We start from the raw sequence: 22,519 nt of genomic DNA, 5'->3' as shown, positions 1-22,519 counted from the left end.
CCCGGTCTTCAACTCCACTTCCAGACCCTGCACAATCCCCGGGCTCTGTGCGACAGGACGTCCTCATGCAATGGACTGCGATCTCAGTGATCCGGCAGTAAACGTGACAGCGACTGCGCCAACGCATCCCCATCACTACCGACAGATGAAAATGAAAAAAACGCTCATCGCGCTGCTGGCAAGTTCGATACTCCCCCAAACAACGCCCGCTTTCGCCGACACCCTCAACGGCAAGAACCTCTATGCCCAGCGATGCGCCGTGTGCCACGGGCCGGACATCAAAGGCACCGGGCCGCTGGCCAAGCGAAGCAACCCTCCGACACCGGATCTGACGACACCTGCCTTCAAGAAGCGGCTCAACGAGTACCCGGGCGTTATCGTGTCTTCGGTCATTCTTCGCCCCAACGGCGACTTGATTCCAAGGATCCTGCGGGAGAACGGCGTAAGGATTCCGCCCCATGCCTGGAGCGTGAATGACTTTCGCGATTTGCATGAATACATGACTGGCGTCATTTCAAAGGCGAAGTAGCCTGGGACTTTGCAATCCCAGCGTCCATAGGAAGGGAAATGGGCCTTTGTGCTGGCCCATTCCCTGTTGCGTTACAGCGCCCGCACCGGAATGCAGATGTCGCAGCTGAATTCACCGGTCTGGACATCAAATGCGGTGGCTGCTTTAAACCTCTCAAAGCAAGGCCGATCGTCGCATTGCAGTCCGCTGGACGGCATCCACTCGCGCGTCAGCCATGTCCAGGCGTTCGCCAATCCCTCGGTTTTCCCTTTGAACCCCGCCACGGCATAACGGCCACCCGGCAGGACTTGAATGTCCGCCTGGCCGCCGGCCACGAAATGCGCGGGCACTTCGACGCAAGCGTCATAGCGGCACTTGTCGGCCGGCGTGATCGAGGGGTCGTCATAACCGATGCCGTAGCACGTTTGGTCACTGAGGCCATTGGAGTGCATCCACGGCGCAATGGCCGCTCGCCAAAATTCGCCGATGGCCGGACCGTACGGGCCGATAAAACGTTGATACGCGACTCGCGCTTTTGGTAGATCAATGATGCGTACTTCCATGGCGATGGCTTCCAGTGGCCGATAAGAGCCGCCAGATTCACCGAACGCGCCCTCGCCTGCCTGATGGCGATTGCCGAAGACCTGATCAGGATTGCTCTCTTGGCCGCCGGCTGGCTGCCCGATCGCCGCCGCCTGAGCCTTCAGCCGCTGAGGCGTCGCGTCGCGCCAAGCCGATGGCGTGCAACCGAACTTGAGCTTGAACGCCCGCGCAAACGCCTCGCCCGACTGGAAGCCGGTGGCCAACGCGGTTTCAAGCACGGTCTCATGGCTGCCGCAGGCCAACCGTAACGCCGCCTTCTCGAGCCGTCGCCGCTGCGCATAACTGCCAAGCGTCTCTCCCATCCAGGCGGCGAAAATCCGATGGAAATGGAAACGCGAGAAATTGGCGATGTCGGCCAAATGCGCGCCATCCAGAGGTTGATCGATGTGGGCATCGATGTAGTTGAGCACGCGGTTAATCCGTCGCGCGTACTCAGCGCGGGAGGCTTGGGCGGAGGGTTTGGTGGTCATGTTGGGTAGTCTGAAGGTTACCGTTCATGGGGGTGTTGAGCTGTTGAGGTTCTGCGACAACCGTAGCTCGTTTTATCGACGTAGGATTGAGTATTCGCGACTGGCGAGTTTTGCTTGTTGCCGCCGTCAGCTGTGGGTCGAAGGCGGCCTCATTTTCCATGGCGGCTATCGGCCAATAGCAGTCGTTCGCGGCCGGCTGCTTACGACCCATAGCTGCCGGTCAGCATCGGCGGAAATTGGCTGAATTTTGATATCTAGACGAGGCTATTGTGTCCGCTTTCGGTTTTTTTCATGGTTGTATTAATTGCGCTCTACACAGACCTGCTGAAACCACGCCGAAAAATTCGGCCACCTTTCATTCGTCGCGCCATTGTAAGACCAAAAACTTACCTCACCGTTTTTGTGAGACGCAGAAGTAGTCGCCATTGCCCTCAACGAAAGGGAGCCAGTCCTTTGGTACACCGCTATGGTTCCATGCTGACTCGGCAATTTTAAATATGTCGACATCGCTGCTCCCAGGAAGAATAACAGCGGGTTCAAAATAGGCATTCGCCACGTTACTTCCCCCCTTTAAAAACTCGACATAGGCGGGAGGAAAATGGAAGTAAGGTTACGTTCTGCTTCTGCGATATCTGCGTCTTCAAGGACACGGAACGGATCGCTAATCACAAACGAGTCACCTTACGCTAGGATTAATGAGCAAACTGTTTGGTTCCGTCAGCGGAACCTGGCTATCGAAGGATTAAAAACTTATACCCCAGCGAGGCCGGGACACGGAGTTATCAGGAGGGGCGCAGTCCCAATAATCAAGTCTGGTCGCGGCCTGCTGCATGGCTAGAATTGTCTAGGTGAGTTCACCTTACGTATACCACTGGACAGCTCTGCTACCACTCGGCCGACGGACAAATCTGTGTAATAATAGCTCTGCGCGGGTGATCGCATGCGGATGGACGATATGCTTCTTAGAATATTGATATGAGATCAAGATTTGAATCCGGAATATATACACCCACCCCCTAAATTCAGTGCTGCTGCGTGGGTCTATTGAACAGACGCATTACAAACCAGTTGGAGTTGTAAAAAATGACAGAAGAGTTCAAGGAGAAAGATATTTTTCTTTATCGCCCCATGCGAGATAACGAATATAATTCATGGGAAATTCTGTCTGTAGATGATTATGCTCAGGATTTAATGGCTAGCCATCTCTACAGTCAAACCAAAGCGAGATCAGAGGCTTTCAGAACCTATAGAGTCGCATTGCCGCAAGGAATGAACACGAAGAACAACCATTTTCGAGTTTACGAAACTGGGGGGCAGGTGGCTGGATACATTTGGTTCAGTGTTGATAATGACTCAGCGTTTCTGTCAGATATAATTTTACTTCCTGAGTTTCAGGGCAAAGGTATAGGGAAGAGTTTTATTTGTGAGCTTGTAAATGAACTAGGCGCTCTAAAAATCAGTGAGCTAGAGCTCAGAGTGTCTCCTGACAATCATCGTGCTATGAATTTATACAGAAAGTTAGGTTTTCGAATCACTGGCTTTGACATGAGTCTCTTATTGGATACAGAAGCACCGTGTGGATAATTAGCTAACTTTCAATTAGCTGATGATTGGTAAGTGGATAGGCAACATGCCTTGCACAAGACAGGCAAGCGTCCCCTGATGCGGTAGCAAGTACCCGATCTCACTGGCCCGCTGTGTCGGCAGTCGTGTCAGCACATCTTTGAGATAGGCATACGGATCATGCCTATTCATGCGCGCCGATTGGATCAGCGCCTCGACCATCTACAGCGCCATTGCAAATCCGGCGGCACAATCGCTGGCACCCCACAGACCGTGGGCACTGTCGGTCTAATGGATGCGCGCCAGGCGTAGAAGATGGCTGCCGTGAGTCCAGCTGGCCGGGAGATGGTGGACCAACACGGGTCGGCGTGATTGCCGGGCGAGCAAGAAAAGGCTCCCGCACAGGAGCCAGGTGTGGGAGCAGATTGAGCATAGGGCGGAAGTCAATGTAACGGTGGTGAAAGACCGTAATCGGCCAGTAGTATCAAGCTTTAAAAGCTTCCTGCACGCTGTCTGATTCGAGAATGCTCAAGAGGTGGTGTCGATCAAGCCTCTTGTCGAATCACCGGCGGCTCAGTCAGCATCCTCGTTCATGAATGATTGGGCTATGGACGATACGTCCTGGTCGCCATGCCCCATTGATTGCGCGTGCTGAGCTACTTGGCACACAGCGTCGAAGACCGGGGTACGGCGATCACACGCAGCGGAGAACGAAGCGGCAAGGGGCCTGTGCTTCGAGACTTAGGTATCCACGCGGCTTTGAAAATGGCGGTGAATGTCTGCTCTTGGCTGTGGATTCAACCGGCCGACGCAACCGCCGGCACGATCAGTACCCTGCGTGACAGCCAGGAAGCGATTGATGTCTGCCGCCGTCAACAGTCAGGCAACCCGTCCCCCGCCCCTATCAACATCTGCACCAGATTCTCCGGCCACACCGTTTCCTGCGTAGTGTTCAACGCCTGAACCGACCACCAACGATGCTCAGCCATGACCTTCTTCTCATGCTCGGTCCATTCCGCACGGCAGAGGCCGTTGTCCGGAACATGCACGACAAAATACTGCTCGACCGCCAACACAGGTTCTCCGCTCGGCAGCCGCAGCGACACTCTGCGCTCCGCCACGGGGCCGGCCACTTCGTTGACGTGAATGCCTGTTTCCTCACGCAGCTCACGGATGGCCGCGGCGTGAAACGTTTCGCCTTCCTCCAGGCCGCCGCCCGGCGTCGCCCAGTGGCTGGTGCCGGCCAAGGCATCGTCGTGGTGGCAGAACTTGAACAGCAGGACTTCCAGAGAAGGGTTGATGACCAATAGCCGGGCTGCCTTGCGCTCTCGCATCTGTTCGTTCCCTGAGTGAAAAGGCGCGCAGGTTAAGGGTGACTCCGGGCAACGGCAAGGCACAAACTTCACCCGTCGCGCCAGTGCCGGCAACCGACCCCGTGCGCTCGCTGGACAGGTGCGCTTGCGGCCGATAGCCTCCCCGCCTGATACCTCGCCTCACGGACCGACTGCGGAGAATGCAAAACATGATGTTGAGACTGGATCAGCCGTTCTCCGAACAAGAGCTTGCGCAAGCCGATGAGCTGCAGCTTTACAACGTTTCAGACAAAACATGGCCCATCGTGCTGTCCAACTGCAACGCGGTCGAACTTCAACTCCGCCTCCTGAAGCTGACATCACTTGAGGGAATCGCCGGGTTAACGAACACGCGGCGATTGAAGTTGGAACGGGCGAAGAAAATTGAAACGCTGGCGCCTGTCTTCCAAATGAAAGGCCTGACGCACCTCACCGTCGAAGAGTGCGTGGGACTGCATCGGCTCGACGGGATCGAAGCCTTGAGCGAACTGACTGAACTGCGCCTGACCGGCACCTTGTGGGGCGGCTCGACACCGCTGCGCCTAAACACCCTCGAACCGCTGTTACGCCTTCCCAGGCTCAACAAGCTGTCGCTGGCGAACCTGAAGCTGGGCGACGACGATATCACTGGCCTTGCCCGCTGCACCCACCTTCGCCATTTGAGTTTGACCAATCAGTTTGATCGCGCTCAGGTCGCCTTTCTCGCCAGCCGGCTGAACGGGCAACTTCTCGAACCTTTGAAGGCCTACGTCACAACCCATATCGGTTGCGCGACGTGCAATGGCCCGACGGCCATGTTCACGGGGCGGAGAATGCCTTTCCTTTGCTCGGCCTGCGATGCTCCGAGGTTTCAGAAGCTGACCCGTCAGTTCGAACAGATGGTGATCGATGCATCGCTCCCGGCGATGTCGCAATCTGTATAGGGCAAGATCTTTTGGGGCTGCACCCGACAGAACCGGCCCGCCAACGGCAAGCCTTTGCGGCGACCGGACGCAAACGCATTTGAAGGTTACCGGGCGATTTGATGAAATGGCCGCGCGGTTGTGCGAAGCAGCCGTCGTCTGATGAGAGTGGAAAAATGAACCGTCGCAAAAAGATCAATCAACTGCTCAAGGCCCACGCGAAAAAGGCCAGCGCCAAACTGGCGCCCAAGAGCAAGCCCAAGTACATCTGCAAGGCGGACCGGTTGAAGATGGCGGCCGAGGCCAGTCAGGCGTCGGCCGAGGCTGCGCAGGACGCCGCGCCGGTTTGACCGTTTGGGGCGGTTCGCTGCGCTAGCGCTGCTGCAAGGCGATCTTGACCCCCAGCCCGACAAACAGCGTCCCGATGATTTTCCCTTCCCAGCGCCGCAGCTTCGAAAGGCCTTTGATGCACCGGCTCAACGGGCGGATGCTGACGGAGATCAGGCTGGTGTAGATCGCGCTGAGCCCTGAGAAGATCAGCCCCAGCACGGCGAACTGGCTCAACGACGAGCCCGATTCCGGATGAATGAACTGCGGCAGGAACGCCAGGAAGAAAATCGCGGTTTTCGGGTTCAGCACTTCGGCGCCGACGGCCTGGAAATAGGCTTGGCCCGGGGTCACGGCGGGAAGTTTGGCCTGTGCGGCAGCACCCGGCTTGGCCAGAAAGGCGCACACGCCCAGGTAGATCAGGTAACAGGCGCCGACGATCTTCACCACGTTGAAGGCCAGCGCCGACGTCATGAGAATGGCCGACAGCCCCAGCGCCGCGCTCAGCGTATGAACCAGGTCGCCGGAGGCGACGCCCAGCCCGGTGGCGATCCCCACTTTGCGTCCGCCCTGCAGGGTGCGCGTGATGACCAACAGCACGGCGGGGCCGGGAATCAAGAACAGGCCGATCACCACGGCCACGTACGTCACGATAGATGCCGGATCGAACATCGCGTATCCCCCTCAAGGCAGTTCAGCGCCACAGTTATCCTGATCTGGCCGCCGAAAGCAACCGGGGGCCTTTCTCCCCGTGCGCGCCGACGTGAAAACAGGCTTAATGCCCAGGCAACTGAATGGCACCCGCATCGGGTTTCGACCACGGACGAAGGCAGGCGCACCCAACGGCGGCCCCGGTTGTTCGTGCTCTTTTCTGCTCAAGGACGATAACGACATTGAAAACAGCTTTCGGCGCCCTGCTCCTGACCTGCGTGACAACCCTCGCACTGGCTGACGAGACCCCGGTCGGCTTCCATGCTTCGACACTGCCGGACACGGGCAACGGGCGTGCCGTGGAAATGGTCGTCTGGTATCCCGGCGCGACGGCCGCCGCAACGCAACTGATCGGCGATGACGTGGTGTTCATCGGCGCACCCGCCGTGCGCGACGCGCCGCCCGCTGCCGGCGAGCATCCCTTGGTCGTGCTGTCCCACGGGTTCAGGGGCAACTGGAACAACCAGACTTGGCTGGCCAGTGCCTTGGCCCACCGAGGTTACATCGTCGCCGCCGTCAACCACCCCGGCACCACCACCCACGACCGCAGCCCTGAGGCCGCGGCGCAGTTGTGGCAACGTCCGGTCGACATCAGCCGGGCCATCGAGGCCGTCAGCGCCCAGCCTGAGAGGTTCGGAGCGGTGGCCGAGCGCCGGATCGCGGTCATGGGCCACTCGCTGGGCGGCTGGACTGCGCTCGAGATCGCCGGTGCCCGATTCGATCCGGAGCGTTTCGCCGATGACTGCAAAGCCCACCCGAAGTTGGCCAGTTGCACCGTTTACCGGCAGATGAACCCCGCAAGCACCGCAGAATCCAGAACCGCCCAGGGCGCCGACTGGCGCGATAAACGCGTCACGGCGGTGGTCACCTTGGACCTGGGCCTGGCACGGGGGCTGACCGATGCGAGCCTTGCCGCGCTGCCGGTGCCCACGTTGGTGATCGCCGCCGGCGTGCCGTCGCCGGAGCTGCCCGCACAGCTGGAGTCCGCCCACTTGGCCAAGCGTTTGCCCCCGGCCTCAAGCGCTTACGTCGAAATCAGCGACGCCAGTCACTTCAGCTTCCTTTCGCGGTGCAAACCCGGCGCGCAGGCGTTGCTCGAAGAAGACTCGCCCGGCGACGGCATCATTTGCCGGGATGGCGACAACGGCCGCCCGCGTGAGGCGATCCAGCAGCAGGTGACTACGCTGATCACCGAGTTTCTGGCCCAGACGCTCTCTGGCCGATGACCGGCGCAATCCACCGTCGCAAGCCCCGCCCAGCATCACCAGTTGCGCGATGCCGACGGCGGTCTTGCGGTGAGATGGATGACCTCTAGAGAGACCTGAAACGATGAACCGCCGGAAAAAGATCAATCAACTGCTGAAGGCTCACGCCAAAAAGGCCAGCGAACAGCCTTCGAGACAATGACGATGTCCCGCTTATCGCTCGTGAAAATTGACTTGAGTGAAGTCAGAAGTTCCGCCGAACTGCATGCCATCCTGAGAGATGCACTTCAGTTCCCTGGCTGGTACGGCTGCAACTGGGACGCTTTCTGGGATGCCATTACAGGGCTCGTTGAAATGCCCCGGCACTTGCATCTTTTAGGGTGGAACATTCTGTCGGGGCGCTTGCCGGAAGAGGCAAGGCTCCTGCAGAAATGCCTCGCACACATGAAAACCGAATACCCGGAATTCGCGCCGGATGTTGAGTTCCTGTAGTTGGTTTTCCGGCCGACACTCAACAACCGGCCTGCAAATACTCACTCTGCGGCCAGCCCTCATCGGCCCGCCGCAGAGGTTTTGCCCTTACGTCCCTTACGTCTTGGGCTCGACGTTATCCAGCGCCTGATTCACCGCCACCTCCCCCAGCATCACCAGTTGCGCGATGCCGACGGCGGTCTTGCGGTGGATGGGCTCCAGCACGGCGGCGAAGTTGTTGAGCATGGCGCCGGCCGAGCCCAGGGATTCGCTGGCGTTGGCCAGCAGGGATTCGGTGTCGTAGACCGGGTTGGCCAGGTACATCGGTTCGGGCGCCTGACGGTGGCCCAACAGGGGGGACGGAGGGTTGAGGTAGTGGTCGAGGGCGCGTTCGGCGGCTTCGTTGAGTTTTCGCGAATCGGCGGATTCGTACGGGGATGCCGGATCGGTGACGGGTGGATTCGGTGTTGGCTTGAACATAGATGAATCTCCAGAGTGAAAAATGGAGCCATCAGCTTCGCTACCAAACGAAGGGTGGTGGCCATACGCAGGTTGGTAGACCGGTCACCTGGATACCCGGCGCGTCCGAAAACGCCCTACGCATGGCCACCATAAAACAGAGGACGAAAAGTCCCTGCATACGGCTTTTGCGATGCGACAGGTAAGCCGGGCTACCAAACCCGATCACTGTTCTTCAGTGACCCGAAAACGATAAGACCCGCCCCCCAGACGCACAAGCCGGCGGATTCTGGCGCAGGCGTAGGCAACGGCGCAAGGCGTCGTAGCCTTGGGGAAGTAACCGTGGGTGTCTTTAAACACCACGACTTAAACACCACTGGCGTCGGCCCTCTCCCCTGCCCTGCGCGTCGGCCGGGCCGAACCTGCACGGGCCGCGCTCAGTCCTCCCACGAGGCGGGCTTGACCACGACCAGGCTGCACGGCGCACGGTTCAGCACGCTTTCGGCGGTGCGGCCGAGCAAGCGCCCCACGATCCCGCGATACGCCGAACCCAACACCAACATGTCGAAGGCGCCTTGGCGGGCGAACCGGACGATGACCTCGTCGGGAATGCCCGTCAGCAGGTGCCGACACGCCGGGGCGATGCCGTAACGCTCGGCCAGGGTCGCGAACGCCTCTTCCTGGGCGTCGTTGATCGCCTCGCTCAGGCGCGGGTCGAGGCAAGCGGTCGGCCTGCTCAAGGGAGCGCCGTCCGTCACCGCCCAGCGCGTCACGTTCAGCACGTGCAGCGAGGCGCCGCAGCGCTCGGCGAGCGTCGCGGCCACGTCCAGTATCCGGTCGTTCAGGCCTTGGGTGAGTTCTTCGAGGTGGGACAGGTCGACCGCCGCCAGAATCTTCTGCGGCGCGGGGTGGACGGCGTCGGTGACCAGGTGCAGGGGCGCCGGGCACTCGCGCATCAGTTGCCAGTCCGCCGGGCGATGGAAGGCCCGGCCCAGCGCCGCGACATAGCGGGCGTCCTTGATCACCAGGTCGGGATGGAAATCGTTCACGTAGTCCAGCAGGTACGCCGGGCTCGCCTTGGACCAGACCACTTCGGTGGTCACCTGCAGGCCCGCGCACTGCTGGAACCGCGCCTGCTGTTCCAGCCAGTGGCGGTGCACCTGCAGATAGCCTTCCCGCGCCTGGGCCATGGCTTCGTGATCCAGCAGGCCGGCCACGGCCAGCACCCGGACGTAATCGAACGCGACAATGTGCAGCAGCGCGCCGCTTGCGCAGGCCAGGGCCCGCGCCCGTTCGAAGGCCGGGGTGCGCACCGTTTCGCGGGGCGCGATCAACAGAATCCGCTTGAGCTTGACCATCGCACGCTCCCGAAGGGCCGTGGCCGGCGCTGCGTGTTCACACCGCCAAGACGCAGCAAGGCACCTGGTAGAGGATGTGCTCGGTGGTGCTGCCCAGCAGTTTGCTCAGGCCGCGGGACTGCACCCTGCCCATCACGATGACGTCGACGTGGCGCTCTTCGGCGAACTGGCTCAGCACGTTGACCGGCTGCCCGTCGATGAAGTGATGGCACTCGGACGGCACGCCGAAACGGCTGGCCAGGTGCAGAAAGGCCTTTTGCATGTCGTCGCGCATGGCCCGCGTGAGGTCGGCCAGGGGGAAGCCGCCCATGTCCGCCAGGTAGGCCGCCGACAGGTCGCAGGCGCTCACCAGGTGCAGCTCCGCGTCGCACTGGATGGCCAGGGCGTTGGCCTGGCGGATGATCCGTTCGTTCAGTTCGCTGTCGGCGGACTCGCTGTCCGAGACCTCGACCGCCGCCACCACTTTGCGCGGCAGCACGTAGCCGTTGCCGCCCACCAGGTAGATCGGCACGGGGCAATGGCGCAGCAGGTGCCAGTCCAGCGGGGTGAAGAACGCGCGCTTGAGGGACGAGACCTGCTCGATTTCCTTGATCAGCAAATCGGGCCGGTACTCGGCGACGTGCTGGAGGATGTCGCGCTCGATGTCCTGCGCCCAGACCACCTGCGACGTCACCTCGATCCGGCGGCTGCGCAGGTTGTCCACCTGAGCGTCGAGCATCTGCCGGTGCTCCTGCAGGAAGCTCTCCCGCGCCTGCGCGCGGTTGCCCTCTTCGAGCAGCGACAGCCCCTTGAGCGACGGCATCAGCGCCAGGATGTGCAGGCCGGCGCCGCTGGCCTTGGCCAGCGCTGCGGCATGGTTCAGCGCCGACGACTGGCGCAGGAGCGGGTTAGTGATCAATAGCAACCGTTGATACTGGCTCATGCCAATCTCCCTTCAGGTGGGTGAAACCCACGTCTGTCCCCTCAATCGGCAATGCCGGCGGCATCGCCCGTTCGTGTCTCACCCGCGGCATGCCCCACCGCCAGCAGGCTGCCCGGCACCGAGTAGAGCGCCCGTTCGGTGTTGCTGCCCAGCCACCGGTCAAGGCCGGTGCGGTGCACGGTGCCCATCACCACCACATCGGCCAGGTACTGTTCGACGAACTCGCTGATGACCGGCACCGGCAGGCCCATCACGAAATGCCGGCGTTCGGGCGGCACGCCATGGCGCTCCGCCAGGTCAATGAAGGCCCGGTGCATGGATTCGCGAAGGGACTCGACGAAGTCCGCCCCCCAGCCGCTGACCAACGGCGCATCGCCGTTGAACGCCGGCGTCAGGTCGTAGGCATACAGCAGGTGCAGCGGCGCGTCGCATTGGATCGCCAAGGCGCTGGCGGAGCGGATGATGGTGTCGTTCAGGCCGCTGGCCATGCCGGCGGGGTCGAACGGGTCGACCGCCGCCACGACACGGTGCGGCAGGCTGTAGCGGATCTGGTTGACCAGGTGCACGGGCACCGGGCATTCGCGCAGCAGGTGGCAGTCCAGCGGCGTGACGAACACCCGCTTGAGCAACGGCTCCAGGGTCACGTCCTTGATCAGCAGGTCGGGCTGCAGATCCTGCACGCAGCGCAGGATGTCCAATTGCGGGTGGGTGGTGAACACCACCTCCACCGTCACGTCCAGGCCCAGCCCCGACAGTTGCTCCAACTGATCGGCGACCCAGCGGCGGTGATGGCGCAGGTAGCGCTGGTATTCGGCCTCGTCGATCTTGTCTTCCCACAGGTGAACGACCGGTGCGGGCTCCGCGAACACCCGCACGTCCAACGCGGCCCCGCTCGCCCCCGCCAATGCCACGGCACGTGACATGGCCGGGGACGGATGCAGGGTCCGGTCAGCGATCAGCAGCAAACGCCGGTATCGTTCCATTTCACGCCTCCGCAAGACAATTTCAGGCCTTCAGCTTGGCCTCGGGGGCTGCGCACCCGTTTGATTTACGTCAACCGGGCGCCATGCGCGGCCCGCCCTCGTCGGGCTTGCGTCTGCAGCATGGGCCTGTGCGCCGGGCGCGCGTTGATCTTTGTCAGCCCTTGGGCGAATCGCCGCTCAATGCACCAGCAGACCGGCCCACATGGCCAGAGTCAGCAGGAGCTGTCCGGGGATGACATACGCGGCGTACCGCCGCCCGCCGCTGACCCAGGCCACCAGGCATTTGCTCAGGGCGTTGCTGGTCAGGGCCAGCAGCACCGGCGTCGCGACGGCGCTGTAGGCCAGCAGCCCGCCCTTGGCCAGCGAGGCGATGGAGGCTGTCGATGAATGGGCATCGGCGAACCCGCCGAGCAGCGCCGTCACCCTCACGCCCGCCTCGCCGAAGCGGTCAAGCATCAGCGACGACAGGAACGTCACCCCGGCCATGGTCAAGGCGACCGCCAGCGCGAGCTTGAGGTTGAACGCCCCGCCGACCTTGACCGGCTGCCCGGCGTTGGCCGCCGGCCGCAGGAACAGCAAACCGAGACTGAACAGCAACGCGGCGCCGAACCCGGCCAGCAGCGGGTTGCGCAGGTACGGCAGCAGCGCCGTGTCGACCGTGCCGAGGATCAGCGCGACCTGGGTCACCGTCGCCAGGTTCGACACGATGGCGGCTGCGCTCAACACTTTGAGGTTGTCCGGCTCCTGGCGGGCGATGTGCCCCATGGCGGCGACGGTCATGGTGCCGGAGGCGAAACCGGACGCGATGGCGCTGACGACGTAGCCGTAGCGCACCCCCAGCGTGCGCACGGCGATGTGCCCGACGGCGCCGACGCCCATCAGCAGCACGGTCAACGTGCACAGCGTGCGCAGGTTGAGCGCCGAGTACGGGCCGAGGTAGCGGTCGGGCGTGAGGGGCAGCACCACCAGTGCGGCGATCAGCAGCACCAGGCCGTCGCGCATCTCCGCGTCGCTCAACTGGCTGCGGGCGAAGTGGTGCAGCCGGCGCCGGTAAGCCAACAGCCCGGCCATCACCACGCCGATGGCGACCGCCAGTTCCGGCGCGGTGCCGCACAGCGCGCCCAGCAGGGCCACGGTGATCAAGGCCACTTCGCTGGTCACGCCGGGATCGCGGCTCAGGCTGCGCCAATAGGCCACGCTGACCAGCACGGCCAGGCAGCCGCCGACGACGCCCACCAGCGGCGGGCCGCCCACCTGCATCGCGACGTAACCGAGCAACGCGGCGATGGCGAACGTGCGCAGCCCGGCGCAGGCGCGGCTGTCGCCCCGCCCCTTGTGCCGCTCGCGCTCCAGGCCGATGAGCAATCCGATCCCCAGCGCGGCGGCGGCGCCCGCCAGTTCCAGCGCGGCATTCATGAGCCTGTCCCCCGAGCGTCTCGCACCCCGCCCAGACTGCGCCGCCGGGCCTTGGCGGCACTTGATAATGATCAACAATCCATGACGCGGGCCACGTCCGACCGCCCGTCGGCGGCACGCGGGCCCGTCGCCGGTTGTTGATAAAGGTCAAGCCCCCCGCCACCGCCGGTCGCACCCTGTGGGCATTGATCCCAAACGCCTCGCCACAGGAGTTTCGTCATGTCCGAGCCCTCGCGTTTCATGCTGGTCGCCTCACCGTTGATGGAAAACAGCCCCGCGTTCGACCGCGCCGCGGCGTTGGCCAAGGCGTCGGACGCGGCCCTGCACATCGTGGCCTTCGATTATCTGGAGGGGCTGGCCACCGCCGGGATGGTCAATGAACAGGCGCTGGAACAGATGCGCATCGGCTACACCGAGCGCCATCGCCAGTGGCTCGAAGAGCAGGCGCGGCCCCTGCGCAAGATCGGGGTGCCGGTCACCACCGAAGTGGTGTGGGTGGAGCGGCCGCTGCAGGAAATCCTCATCCACCTCAGGGAGCAGCCCATGGCGGCGCTGATCAAGGCCCTGGAGCCGGAATCGTTCCTGTCGCGCCTGATGTTCACCCCGCTGGACATCCACCTGCTGCGCGAATGCCCGGTGCCGCTGCATTTCGTCAGCCACGTCGGGCACGCCCTGCCGCGCAGGATCCTGGCGGCGGTGGATCCGTTCCACCGTGAGGGCCAGTACGCCGACCTCAACGACAGCATCCTGCGCGAGGCCGTGAAGCTGGCGAGCATCTGCAACGCCGAGCTCGATGTGATCTACGCCCATGACCTGTCGTCGATCAGCGCCGATGAGTTCGGCTTCGACAATGCCTCGGCGTTCTTCTCCTCCAGCGCCGCCAAATCGCTGTTCGACGCCCAGGCCGACGCCTTCCGCGACATGGCCGAACGCAACGGCATCGCGCCGGAACGCCGGCACATGGTGATGGGCAACCCGGCCAAGGTGCTGTGCAGCTACGCGGCCGGGTATGACATCGACATGATCGTCATGGGCCGGGTCGGCCACCATGGCGCGGGCCGGTTGGTCGGCAGCACCGTGGAACACCTGCTGTACAAGATACCGTGCAGCGTCTGGGTGATCGCACCGCAGACGCTCTGAGCCCGGCGCGCTGCGTCAGCTGCGGTCACGCCCGCCGAGCATGCGGTCGAGGGTGTCGTCGCCCACCCAATAGTGGTGGAACAGCCCGGCGGCCGCATGCAGGCCGATCAGCCAGTAGCCGGCGCTGCCCAGCAGTTCGTGCCAATGCTTGAGCTGCTTGGCCAGGTCCGGATCCACGGCCACCGGTGCCGGCAGGTGAAAGCCGAAATAGGGGAACGGCTTGTCGCCGGCGGCGAGCATCAGCCACGCCAGCATCGGGGTGGCGATCATCAGCACGTACAGCGCCAGGTGCATGAGGTGCGACACGCCGGTCTGCCAGGCCGGCGGCGCGGGGGTGATCGGCGGGCGCGGGGTCAGGCGCCCGAACAGGCGCAGCCACACCAGCACGAAGATGCTGGCGCCGAACACGCCGTGCAGGCCCATCAGCAAGCCCCGCGCTTCGCTGCCGCGGGGCATGAAGCCTTTGAGTTCGACGCAGGCGTACACCCCGACGAACAGCGCCAGCATGAGCCAGTGCAAGGTGATCGACAGTTTTCCGTAACGGTTGACGCCAGTGTCGCGGGCCATGGGGGGAACCTCCTGATTGTGTGGGCGACTCGATCCGGTTGCCGGCGAACCGACGGCGACACCCTGCCCGCGAAGTCTTAAGCCAATCTGAAGATGGCCGCCCGGCCCTCGCTTTTCTCACCTTCAGACTTCGTTAAGAAATGGCTCGGATACTGTCCCCGAACCCATTGAGGGAGGCGCCCGCCCCATGCCCGGCTCCGACTGGAATATCCCCCTGCCCCTGCACTTCGGTCAGGCCGAGACACCGCAGATGCGCCTGTCGGGCGCCCTGCCCGACGAGCCTTTGCGCGAGACGTTCGAAGCGTTCATCCAACAGCGTTTCCGAAAGGCCCACGGCGCCGACATCCGCCATTTCATGCCGCAGCTGTTCGGCATGCACGACGGCGCCGGTGAGCTGTGCGCAGTGGCCGGCGTGCGCCGCGCCCATCTTGAACCGCTGTTCCTGGAGCGTTACCTGGACGAACCGATCGAGCCGCTGATCAGCGCCGCAGCCGACCGCACGGTGATGCGCACCGCCATCGTCGAAGTCGGCAACCTCGCCGCCAGCGACACCGGCAGCGCCCGCATGAGCATCATCGCCATCACCTACCTGCTGGCCATGGGCGGCCTGGAATGGGTGACCTTCACCGGCAACGTCGGCCTGGTCAACAGCTTCCACCGCCTCGGGCTCAAACCGGTGACGCTGTGCGCCGCCGACCCGCAACGCCTGGGCGACGACCGTCACCAGTGGGGCAGCTACTACGAAAGCAAGCCTTGGGTGCACGTCGGCAATATCCGCGCCGGCTTCATCCATTTGCGCAACATCGGACTGTTCAGCCGGCTGGGATTGCCGACCTCCCTCGAAGGAGCCTGCCATGTCGCTTGAACGGCAACGATTCCAGGAAACCCTGCGCGAACACGCCGGGCGCAACGACAACGCCCTGGCGCTGTGGGGCGACACCCTGAAAATCAACTACACGACGCTGTACGCCGAGGTGATGTACCGCCAGCAACGTCTGCGCGATGAGCAGGTGAAGGTGGTCGCCCTGGCCCTGGACAACGGGGTCGAGGCGATGCTCTGGGACTTGGCGGTGCTGTTCGAAGGCCTGGCCTGCGTGACCCTGCCGCCGTTCTTCAGCCCGGCGCAAAGGGCCCACTGCCTGGCGCAAAGCCAGGCCGAACGGGTGATCGCCGAGCCGGAACTGGCCGCGGAACTGCTCGCCGCCGGCTACACCCCAAACGGTGAGTTCTGGTGCCGTTCGTTCGACGGCCCCGGCCGCCTGCCCGCCGGCACCGCCAAGCTGACCTTTACCTCCGGCACGTCCGGCACCCCCAAAGGTGTGTGCCTGAGCGCCGACAGCCTGCTGCGGGTGGCGCGGGAACTGGAACAAGCCAGCGCCCCCACGGCGCCGCGCCATCACCTGACCCTGCTGCCGCTGGCGATCCTGCTGGAAAACCTCGGCAGCTACGCCGCGCTGTACGCCGGCGCGACGCTGAGCCTGCCGAGCCAGCAGACCTTGGGCATCCGCGGCGCCAGCGGCGTCGACCTGCCGGCGCTGCTCGGCTGCCTGGCCGGCCGGGCGCCCGAGAGCCTGATCCTGGTGCCGCAGTTGCTGTTGCTGCTGGTCAGCGCCGCCGAACAGAAAGCCTTCAATCCGCAATCGCTGCGCTTTGCCGCCGTCGGCGGCGCGCGGGTCTCTCAGGACCTGCTGTACCGGGCGCAACGGGTCGGCCTGCCGGTCTACGAAGGCTACGGCCTGTCCGAATGCGCCTCGGTGGTCTGCCTCAACCGGCCCGGCGCACGGCGGCCGGGCAGCGTCGGCCAGCCCCTGCCCCACGTCGAGGTGCGGCTGGCCGAGGACGGCGAGGTGCTGATCAAGGGCTCGACCCTGCTCGGCTACCTGGGCGAACCGCCGCACAGCGGCGAGTGGTGGCCCAGCGGCGACCTCGGCGAGTTCGACCCGGAAGGCTTTCTCTACCTCAAGGGCCGCAAGAAGCATCAGTTCATCACCAGTTTCGGCCGCAACGTCAATCCGGAGTGGGTCGAGTCGGAGCTGACCCAACGCCAGCACATCGCCCAGGCCTTCGTGTACGGCGAGGCCTTGGCGCACAACCATGCCCTGCTCTGGCCGCACCGCCCGGACTGCACCGACGAACAACTGGCGGCCGCCGTCGCCGCCGCCAACGAGGCGTTGCCCGACTACGCCCAAGTGCACCGCTGGACGCGCCTGACACAACCCTTCACACCGGCCAACGGCCTGCTCACCGCCAACGGCCGCCCGCGCCGCGACGCGATCGTCGCGCAGTACCACGGCCTGCTCACCGAACCTGCCCTTTCCGAGGACTCCGCATCATGAGTTTTTTCGACACCCTGCAAGAAGCCACGCAGCAGGAACGCCACGCGCTGTTCAACCTGCCGGTCATCGTCGACGCGCTGCAAGGCCAGGTCACCCTGGAGAGCTACCGGGCGTTCCTCGCCCAGGCCTACTACCACGTCCGCCACACTGTGCCGCTGATGATGGCGTGCGGCGCGCGCCTGCCGGCACGCCTGGAATGGCTGCGCAAGGCGGTGTGCGAATACATCGAAGACGAGTACGGCCACGAGCAATGGGTGCTCGATGACATTGCCGCGTGCGGCGGCGACCGCGATGCGGTGCGCGACGGGCAGCCGTCGCTGCCCATCGAGCTGATGGTCAGCTTCCTCTACGACCTGATCGCCCGGGGCAACCCGGTGGGCCTGTTCGGCATGGTCAACGTGCTGGAAGGCACCAGCATCGCCCTGGCGACCCATGCGGCGGGCAGCATCCGCGAACGCCTGGCGCTGCCGGAGACGGCGTTCAGCTACCTCAGCTCCCACGGCTCGCTCGACGTCGAGCACATGCAGACCTACCGTCGACTGATGAACCGGCTGGACGATCCGGCCGACCAGGCAGCGGTGATCCACGCCTCGAAAGTCGTCTACCGGCTCTACGCCGACATGTTCCGCGGCTTGCCCCGCGGCGGGGAGGCCGATCATGCAGCTGCGTGATGCCCGCGTGGTGCTGACCGGCGCCAGCGGCGGCATCGGCCTGGCCATCACCGACGCCCTGTGCCGGGCCGGGGCCCGGGTGCTGGCCGTCGCCCGCCACCACGAGGCCCTGGCGCCCTTGCTCCAGCGCTACCCCGATACGCTGTCCTGGGTCGCCGCCGACCTGACGTTCCTGAGCGACCGCCGCAAGGTGCTGGTCGCCGCCGAAGCCATCGGCGGCGTCAACCTGCTGATCAACGCCGCCGGGGTCAATCACTTCGCCATGCTGGAGCAGCTCGACGACAGCGAGATCCACACGATGATGGCGGTGAACATCACGGCGCCGATCTGCCTGACCAAACTGTTGGTGCCGCTGCTCAAGCAGGCCGACAGCGCCATGGTGGTCAACGTCGGTTCGACCTACGGCTCGATCGGCTACCCCGGCTACGCCAGCTACTGCGCCACCAAATTCGCGTTGCGCGGCTTTTCCGAGGCGTTGCGCCGCGAGCTGGCCGACACCCGGATCAACGTCCTCTATGTCGCGCCCCGCGCCACCCGGACGGCAATGAACAGCCCCGCCGCCCAAGCCTTGAACGATGCGCTCAAGGCCAGCGTCGACGCGCCCCAGGCCGTCGCGTCGGCCGTGCTCCACGCCATCGCCGGCGACCGCCGCGACCTGTATCTGGGCTGGCCCGAGCGCTTCTTCGTGCGCCTGAACAGCCTGCTGCCCAACCTGGTGGACCGCGGCCTGCGCAAGCAATTGCCGCTGATCCGTCACCTGAGCGAAAAAACCGAGAACGAGACGCCAAAACCATGAAAAGACTCTTCGCGTGCCTGCTATTGACCGTACTCGGCCAGAGCGCCTGGGCGCTGGACGCCGCCGATCAGCAACGCCTGAGCGCCATCCAGCAGGGCTGGGCGCACATCCAATACGAGACGCCGGAAAAGCAACGCGCCGCCGCCTTCGAACAGCTGGCCGCCCAAGCGACGGCCTTCACCGCCGAACGCCCCGCCGTCGCCGAGGCCTGGATCTGGAAAGGCATCGTCACCAGCAGCTGGGCCGGCGCCCAGGGCGGGCTCGGCGCCTTGGGCAAGGCCAAGGACGCCAAGGCCGACCTGGAAAAATCCCTGACCCTGGATCCCAAGGCGCTGCAAGGCTCGGCCTACACCAGCCTCGCCGCGCTGTACGACCGGGTGCCGGGCTGGCCGATCGGCTTCGGCGACAGCGACAAGGCCGAGCAACTGCTCAAGCAGGCCCTGCAGCTCAACCCCGACGGCATCGACAGCCTGTACTTTTGGGGCGATCACCTCTACCGTCAGAAACGCTACGCTGAAGCCAGGGCCGCGCTGCTGAAGGCCCAGCAGGCGGCGCCCCGTCCGGGCCGTGAAAGCGCGGACAGCGGCCGCCGCAAGGAAATCGCCGCGCTGCTGGCGGACGTCAACAAGAAACTCGACTGAGGAACCGGTGTGCGCCTACTGCTGATCGAAGACGACGAGGCCCTCGGCGAGGGCATCCACCAGGCGCTGAGCCGCGAAGGCTATACGGTCGACTGGATCAAGGACGGCAGCAGCGCCTTGCACGCCTTGCTCACCGAGACCTTCGACCTGGCGGTGCTGGACCTGGGCCTGCCGCGCATGGACGGCCTGGAGGTGCTGCGCCGCCTGCGCGGCGGCGGCTCGAACCTGCCGGTGCTCATCCTCACCGCCCGCGACGCCACCGAAGACCGGATCGCCGGGCTGGACGCCGGCGCCGACGACTATCTGATCAAGCCCTTCGACCTGGCCGAGCTCAAGGCCCGCCTGCGCGCCCTGCTGCGGCGCAGCGCCGGCCGGGCGCAGATGCTGATCGAGCATGCCGGCATCAGCCTCAACCCCGGCACCCAGCAAGTCACTTATCTGGGCGAACCGGTGGTGCTCACGCCCAAGGAATACCAACTGCTGCACGAACTGCTGTCGCCGCCGGGCCGGGTCATGACCCGCGACCACCTCACGCAACTGCTCTACGGCTGGAACGAGGAAGCCGAAAGCAACACCCTGGAAGTGCACATCCACCACCTGCGCAAGAAGTTCTCCACCGACCTGATCCGCACTATCCGCGGCGTCGGCTATCTGGTGGAGGAGCGCCGTTGACCTCGATCCGACGCCGCACCCTGACCCTCATCATCGGCCTGATGCTGTTCGGGCTGACGGTGCTCAGCGTGTTCAACCTGCACGACAGCAACCACGAGATCGCCGAGATCTACGACGCGCAACTGGCGCAGAACGCCCGCCTGCTGCAAGGGGTGATGCGCATGCCGCTGGCGGAGCGGGAGCAGACCGACCTCTACCGCGCCTTCAACACGGCGCTGGCCGAGGCGGTGCCCCGGGGCGACGGCCACCCCTACGAACGCAAGTTGGCCTTTCAGGTGTGGAACAGCAAAGGCGAGGTGCTGGTGCACACCGCCAGCGCACCGTCGTTCACCGCGCCGCCGAGCGATCCCGGCTTCAGCGATGTGGTGGATCTGAAGGAACACCGCTGGCGGGCCTTCATCCTGGAGGATAAGCAGAACGGTCTGCGCATCTGGGTGGGCGAGCGCGGCGACGTGCGCGCCGACCTGGTCGACCGCATCGTCCGCCACACCCTGGGGCCGAACGTGATCGGCAGCCTGATCCTGGCCGCGATGATCTGGCTGGCCATCGGCTGGGGCCTCAAGCCGCTGGCGAACATGGCCGCCACCCTGCGCGCCCGCGACAGCGGCTCCTTCGAACCGCTGCAACTGACGCCGTTGCCCAGCGAGCTGGAACCGATGCAAGCCGCCCTGAACCGGATGCTCGCGCAACTCCAGGAAGTGCTGGGCCGGGAGCGGCGGTTCATCGCCGACGCCGCCCATGAGATGCGCACGCCGTTGGCGGTGCTGCGCGTGCATGCGCAAAACCTGCTGGAGGCCGGCACCGAACAGGAGCGGCGCGAGTCCCTGGCGTTCCTGATCGCCGGCGTGGACCGCACCAGCCGTCTGGTCAACCAACTGCTGACCATGGCCCGCGTCGACCCCAAGGCCAACGCGCCGGCCCTGCAGCGCATCGACCTCAGCGAAACCGTGCGCAGCACTCTGGTGCAGCTCACCCCCTGGTTGCTGAGCAAGCACCTGGAACTGGCCTTCGACGCCGACGACCGGCCCTTGCGGGTGCGGGCCGACGCGGCCGCCATCGACATCGCCCTGAACAACCTGATCACCAACGCGGCCAACTTCTCGCCGGAAAACGGCGTGATCAGCGTGCGGCTGGCCCTGTCCGACGGCTTCTGCCACTTGAGCGTCGAGGACCAGGGGCCGGGAATCGACGAAGCGGACCGCGAGCGTCTGTTCGAACGGTTCTACAGCCGCGGCAACGCCCAAGGCGCCGGATTGGGCCTGACCATCGTCAACGCCATCGCCACGCGCCTGGGCGGGCGCATCGAGCTGGCCAACCTGCCTGGACGCGGCCTGCGGGCGACGCTGTCCATCCCGGTGCGCGAATGAACGGCGGCCCTTGCGCGGTTATTAGCTAATAGCCCCTTCATTAAACCGTCTCTGAATCGTTGTATTAGGATAGGATCCAATCTCCGACGCGCAGCCATTAGCCACGGAGTTGGCATCCGGTGTGTCGGAAACGAGTACCCCATAGCCACTCATGGATGAACCATATGAACTCACATCTGTTCCCCCACATCGGCAAGGTCATTGCCAGCACCGGCAGCCGCCACTTTCCGCGGATGCTGCATGACCTGATCCGCACGCAACTGGCGGTGGATGCCATGCACATCCGGCAGATGCGCGTTGAGCCGGTGGGCCGTTCGGCGGCCCGCAACGAGCCAGAAGCGGTGAAGAACCCCGCCCTGCTGGCCGAGACGGTGTTCTCCGAGCTGAGCACGGTCGCCCCGGCCGACCGGGCGGCCGAATGCGGGCCCGCCACCATCTCCGACGCGTCGCAGTTGCACCTGACCCGGCGCAAGGACGGCTACCGTTACGTGATCTCGGTGTACCGCTGCCCGTCGCAGCGTTTTTCCGCCCAGGAGCGCAGCCTGTTGCAGGACATCTCGCCGGTGCTGCTGCCGATGGTGGAGAAACACATCACCGCCCTGCAGCCGCCCGCCGAACACCTGCACCCTTCGCCCGAGATCGTGCAGCAAGGCCTGGACACCCTGCGCCAACGCTTCCACGACCGCGTGCGGCTTCAGGGCCTGCGCCTGTCCAACCGGGAAACGGAGGTGTGCGTCGGCCTGCTCGCCGGGCGCACGGCGCCGGAATTGGCCGAGCAACTGCAACTGAAGGTCAACACCGTGGAGAGCTACCTCAAACGTGCGGCGATCAAGCTGGGCATCAGCGGCCGGCACTCGCTGATGCGCTGGATGTACTCGCCGGAGGAGCGCGCCATCGACGCCGCGTGAGCGGCACGACCGCCGGGGAGCCAGGATGCGCTCCCCGGCGGTCGTGCTCATGCCGGCGCCTCGGCTTGAGCCGCCAATTCCGCTTCGCGCTGGACGATGGCGGCTGCAAGCGCCGGGGAGCGTTGGGCCCATTGCTCGGGGGGCAGGGGTTTTGACCATTCGAGGATGTCG

At 64.3% G+C, this 22,519-nt stretch carries 25 protein-coding genes and 2 pseudogenes; 16 read left to right on the top strand and 11 right to left on the bottom strand.

Going from position 1 to position 22,519, the window contains the following annotated elements; all coding sequences use genetic code 11:
* Positions 1–145 precede the first annotated feature (145 nt).
* Entirely contained in the window at positions 146–529 is a 384-nt protein-coding gene (locus CAG31_RS23085) for a c-type cytochrome (protein ID WP_371856126.1), read from the top strand.
* A gap of 71 nt (positions 530–600) precedes the next feature.
* Here CAG31_RS23085 and CAG31_RS23080 read toward each other — a convergent pair whose 3' ends face one another.
* Positions 601–1,521, bottom strand: a complete 921-nt coding sequence (locus CAG31_RS23080; protein WP_256575568.1) for a GyrI-like domain-containing protein — start codon at positions 1,519–1,521, stop codon at positions 601–603.
* Positions 1,522–1,881: 360 nt separating this feature from the next.
* Positions 1,882–2,250, bottom strand: a pseudogene (locus tag CAG31_RS29100) (SMI1/KNR4 family protein).
* A gap of 414 nt (positions 2,251–2,664) precedes the next feature.
* Here CAG31_RS29100 and CAG31_RS23070 point away from each other — a divergent pair.
* Positions 2,665–3,165, top strand: coding sequence for an N-acetyltransferase (locus CAG31_RS23070; RefSeq protein WP_085585546.1), 501 nt, complete (start codon positions 2,665–2,667; stop codon positions 3,163–3,165).
* A 15-nt stretch (positions 3,166–3,180) separates the two neighbouring features.
* On the opposite strand, the pseudogene CAG31_RS23065 reads toward CAG31_RS23070, so the two are convergent.
* Both CAG31_RS23065 and CAG31_RS23060 read right to left on the bottom strand, forming a co-directional pair.
* Positions 3,181–3,363 (bottom strand): annotated as a pseudogene (locus CAG31_RS23065) (transposase domain-containing protein); the annotation flags it as partial.
* A gap of 653 nt (positions 3,364–4,016) precedes the next feature.
* Positions 4,017–4,478, bottom strand: coding sequence for an NUDIX hydrolase (locus tag CAG31_RS23060; RefSeq protein ID WP_085585544.1), 462 nt, complete (start codon positions 4,476–4,478; stop codon positions 4,017–4,019).
* A 179-nt stretch (positions 4,479–4,657) separates the two neighbouring features.
* Here CAG31_RS23060 and CAG31_RS23055 point away from each other — a divergent pair, with 179 nt between their 5' ends.
* Both CAG31_RS23055 and CAG31_RS23050 read left to right on the top strand, forming a co-directional pair.
* Positions 4,658–5,419, top strand: coding sequence for a leucine-rich repeat domain-containing protein (locus tag CAG31_RS23055; protein ID WP_256575566.1), 762 nt, complete (start codon positions 4,658–4,660; stop codon positions 5,417–5,419).
* Positions 5,420–5,574: 155 nt separating this feature from the next.
* A complete protein-coding gene (locus CAG31_RS23050) occupies positions 5,575–5,748 on the top strand; it encodes a DUF2986 domain-containing protein (RefSeq protein ID WP_085585542.1) in 174 nt (57 codons plus the stop codon).
* Positions 5,749–5,770: 22 nt separating this feature from the next.
* Here the strand turns inward: CAG31_RS23050 and CAG31_RS23045 are convergent, their stop codons facing one another.
* Entirely contained in the window at positions 5,771–6,397 is a 627-nt protein-coding gene (locus CAG31_RS23045; RefSeq protein WP_085585540.1) for a LysE family translocator, read from the bottom strand.
* A gap of 221 nt (positions 6,398–6,618) precedes the next feature.
* On the opposite strand from CAG31_RS23045, the gene CAG31_RS23040 reads away from it, so the two are divergent.
* The 3 genes from CAG31_RS23040 (at position 6,619) to CAG31_RS23035 (ending at position 8,133) form a co-directional block, all read left to right on the top strand.
* Positions 6,619–7,662 carry an alpha/beta fold hydrolase gene (locus tag CAG31_RS23040; protein WP_085585538.1) on the top strand — a complete coding sequence of 348 codons (1,044 nt, stop codon included), beginning with the start codon at positions 6,619–6,621 and terminating at the stop codon, positions 7,660–7,662.
* 103 nt (positions 7,663–7,765) lie between these two features.
* Positions 7,766–7,843 carry a DUF2986 domain-containing protein gene (locus CAG31_RS29095; protein ID WP_139831384.1) on the top strand — a complete coding sequence of 26 codons (78 nt, stop codon included), beginning with the start codon at positions 7,766–7,768 and terminating at the stop codon, positions 7,841–7,843.
* A gap of 2 nt (positions 7,844–7,845) precedes the next feature.
* Positions 7,846–8,133 carry a barstar family protein gene (locus CAG31_RS23035; protein ID WP_085585536.1) on the top strand — a complete coding sequence of 96 codons (288 nt, stop codon included), beginning with the start codon at positions 7,846–7,848 and terminating at the stop codon, positions 8,131–8,133.
* A gap of 96 nt (positions 8,134–8,229) precedes the next feature.
* On the opposite strand, the gene CAG31_RS23030 is transcribed toward CAG31_RS23035, so the two are convergent.
* The 5 genes from CAG31_RS23030 to CAG31_RS23010 form a co-directional block, all read right to left on the bottom strand.
* Positions 8,230–8,592, bottom strand: coding sequence for a DUF6124 family protein (locus tag CAG31_RS23030; RefSeq protein ID WP_085585534.1), 363 nt, complete (start codon positions 8,590–8,592; stop codon positions 8,230–8,232).
* A 416-nt stretch (positions 8,593–9,008) separates the two neighbouring features.
* The gene (locus tag CAG31_RS23025) at positions 9,009–9,929 is read right to left on the bottom strand and encodes a universal stress protein (RefSeq protein WP_085585532.1); all 921 of its coding nucleotides are present in this window, start codon (positions 9,927–9,929) and stop codon (positions 9,009–9,011) included.
* Between the two features lie 37 nt (positions 9,930–9,966).
* Positions 9,967–10,851 (bottom strand): universal stress protein, encoded by an 885-nt coding sequence (locus CAG31_RS23020; protein WP_085585530.1) that lies wholly within the window; start codon positions 10,849–10,851, stop codon positions 9,967–9,969.
* 41 nt (positions 10,852–10,892) lie between these two features.
* Entirely contained in the window at positions 10,893–11,834 is a 942-nt protein-coding gene (locus CAG31_RS23015; RefSeq protein WP_085585528.1) for a universal stress protein, read from the bottom strand.
* Between the two features lie 177 nt (positions 11,835–12,011).
* Complete coding sequence (locus tag CAG31_RS23010; RefSeq protein WP_085585526.1) at positions 12,012–13,250, bottom strand: DUF4010 domain-containing protein; 1,239 nt, start codon at positions 13,248–13,250, stop codon at positions 12,012–12,014.
* Between the two features lie 219 nt (positions 13,251–13,469).
* Here CAG31_RS23010 and CAG31_RS23005 point away from each other — a divergent pair, with 219 nt between their 5' ends.
* A complete protein-coding gene (locus tag CAG31_RS23005; protein ID WP_085585524.1) occupies positions 13,470–14,390 on the top strand; it encodes a universal stress protein in 921 nt (306 codons plus the stop codon).
* 15 nt (positions 14,391–14,405) lie between these two features.
* Here the strand turns inward: CAG31_RS23005 and CAG31_RS23000 are convergent, their stop codons facing one another.
* Positions 14,406–14,957, bottom strand: a complete 552-nt coding sequence (locus tag CAG31_RS23000) for a cytochrome b (protein WP_085585522.1) — start codon at positions 14,955–14,957, stop codon at positions 14,406–14,408.
* Between the two features lie 187 nt (positions 14,958–15,144).
* On the opposite strand from CAG31_RS23000, the gene CAG31_RS22995 reads away from it, so the two are divergent.
* The 8 genes from CAG31_RS22995 (at position 15,145) to CAG31_RS22960 (ending at position 22,348) form a co-directional block, all read left to right on the top strand.
* A complete protein-coding gene (locus tag CAG31_RS22995; RefSeq protein WP_085585520.1) occupies positions 15,145–15,822 on the top strand; it encodes a thermostable hemolysin in 678 nt (225 codons plus the stop codon).
* Positions 15,812–17,293, top strand: a complete 1,482-nt coding sequence (locus CAG31_RS22990; RefSeq protein ID WP_085585518.1) for an AMP-binding protein — start codon at positions 15,812–15,814, stop codon at positions 17,291–17,293. The genes CAG31_RS22995 and CAG31_RS22990 overlap by 11 nt, the downstream gene beginning before the upstream one ends.
* Positions 17,290–17,964: a TenA family transcriptional regulator gene (locus tag CAG31_RS22985; RefSeq protein ID WP_085585516.1), complete on the top strand. Its 675-nt coding sequence runs from the start codon at positions 17,290–17,292 to the stop codon at positions 17,962–17,964. The genes CAG31_RS22990 and CAG31_RS22985 overlap by 4 nt, the downstream gene beginning before the upstream one ends.
* Positions 17,951–18,760 (top strand): SDR family oxidoreductase, encoded by an 810-nt coding sequence (locus CAG31_RS22980; RefSeq protein ID WP_085585514.1) that lies wholly within the window; start codon positions 17,951–17,953, stop codon positions 18,758–18,760. Before CAG31_RS22985 ends, CAG31_RS22980 begins: the two co-directional genes overlap by 14 nt.
* On the top strand, positions 18,757–19,401 hold the full coding sequence (locus CAG31_RS22975; RefSeq protein ID WP_085585512.1) for a tetratricopeptide repeat protein: 645 nt from the start codon (positions 18,757–18,759) through the stop codon (positions 19,399–19,401). Before CAG31_RS22980 ends, CAG31_RS22975 begins: the two co-directional genes overlap by 4 nt.
* Before the next feature lie 9 nt (positions 19,402–19,410).
* Complete coding sequence (locus CAG31_RS22970) at positions 19,411–20,073, top strand: response regulator (protein WP_085585510.1); 663 nt, start codon at positions 19,411–19,413, stop codon at positions 20,071–20,073.
* Entirely contained in the window at positions 20,070–21,440 is a 1,371-nt protein-coding gene (locus CAG31_RS22965; protein WP_085585508.1) for an ATP-binding protein, read from the top strand. Before CAG31_RS22970 ends, CAG31_RS22965 begins: the two co-directional genes overlap by 4 nt.
* 164 nt (positions 21,441–21,604) lie before the next feature.
* Positions 21,605–22,348 carry a helix-turn-helix transcriptional regulator gene (locus tag CAG31_RS22960; protein WP_085585506.1) on the top strand — a complete coding sequence of 248 codons (744 nt, stop codon included), beginning with the start codon at positions 21,605–21,607 and terminating at the stop codon, positions 22,346–22,348.
* Positions 22,349–22,519 lie beyond the last annotated feature (171 nt).

It is taken from the genome of Pseudomonas sp. R25(2017) (assembly GCF_002112565.1).
GTDB lineage: Bacteria > Pseudomonadota > Gammaproteobacteria > Pseudomonadales > Pseudomonadaceae > Aquipseudomonas > Aquipseudomonas ekonensis.
Note: the sequence above shows the minus strand (reverse complement) of the source record. Positions and strands in the feature narration are given on the sequence as shown.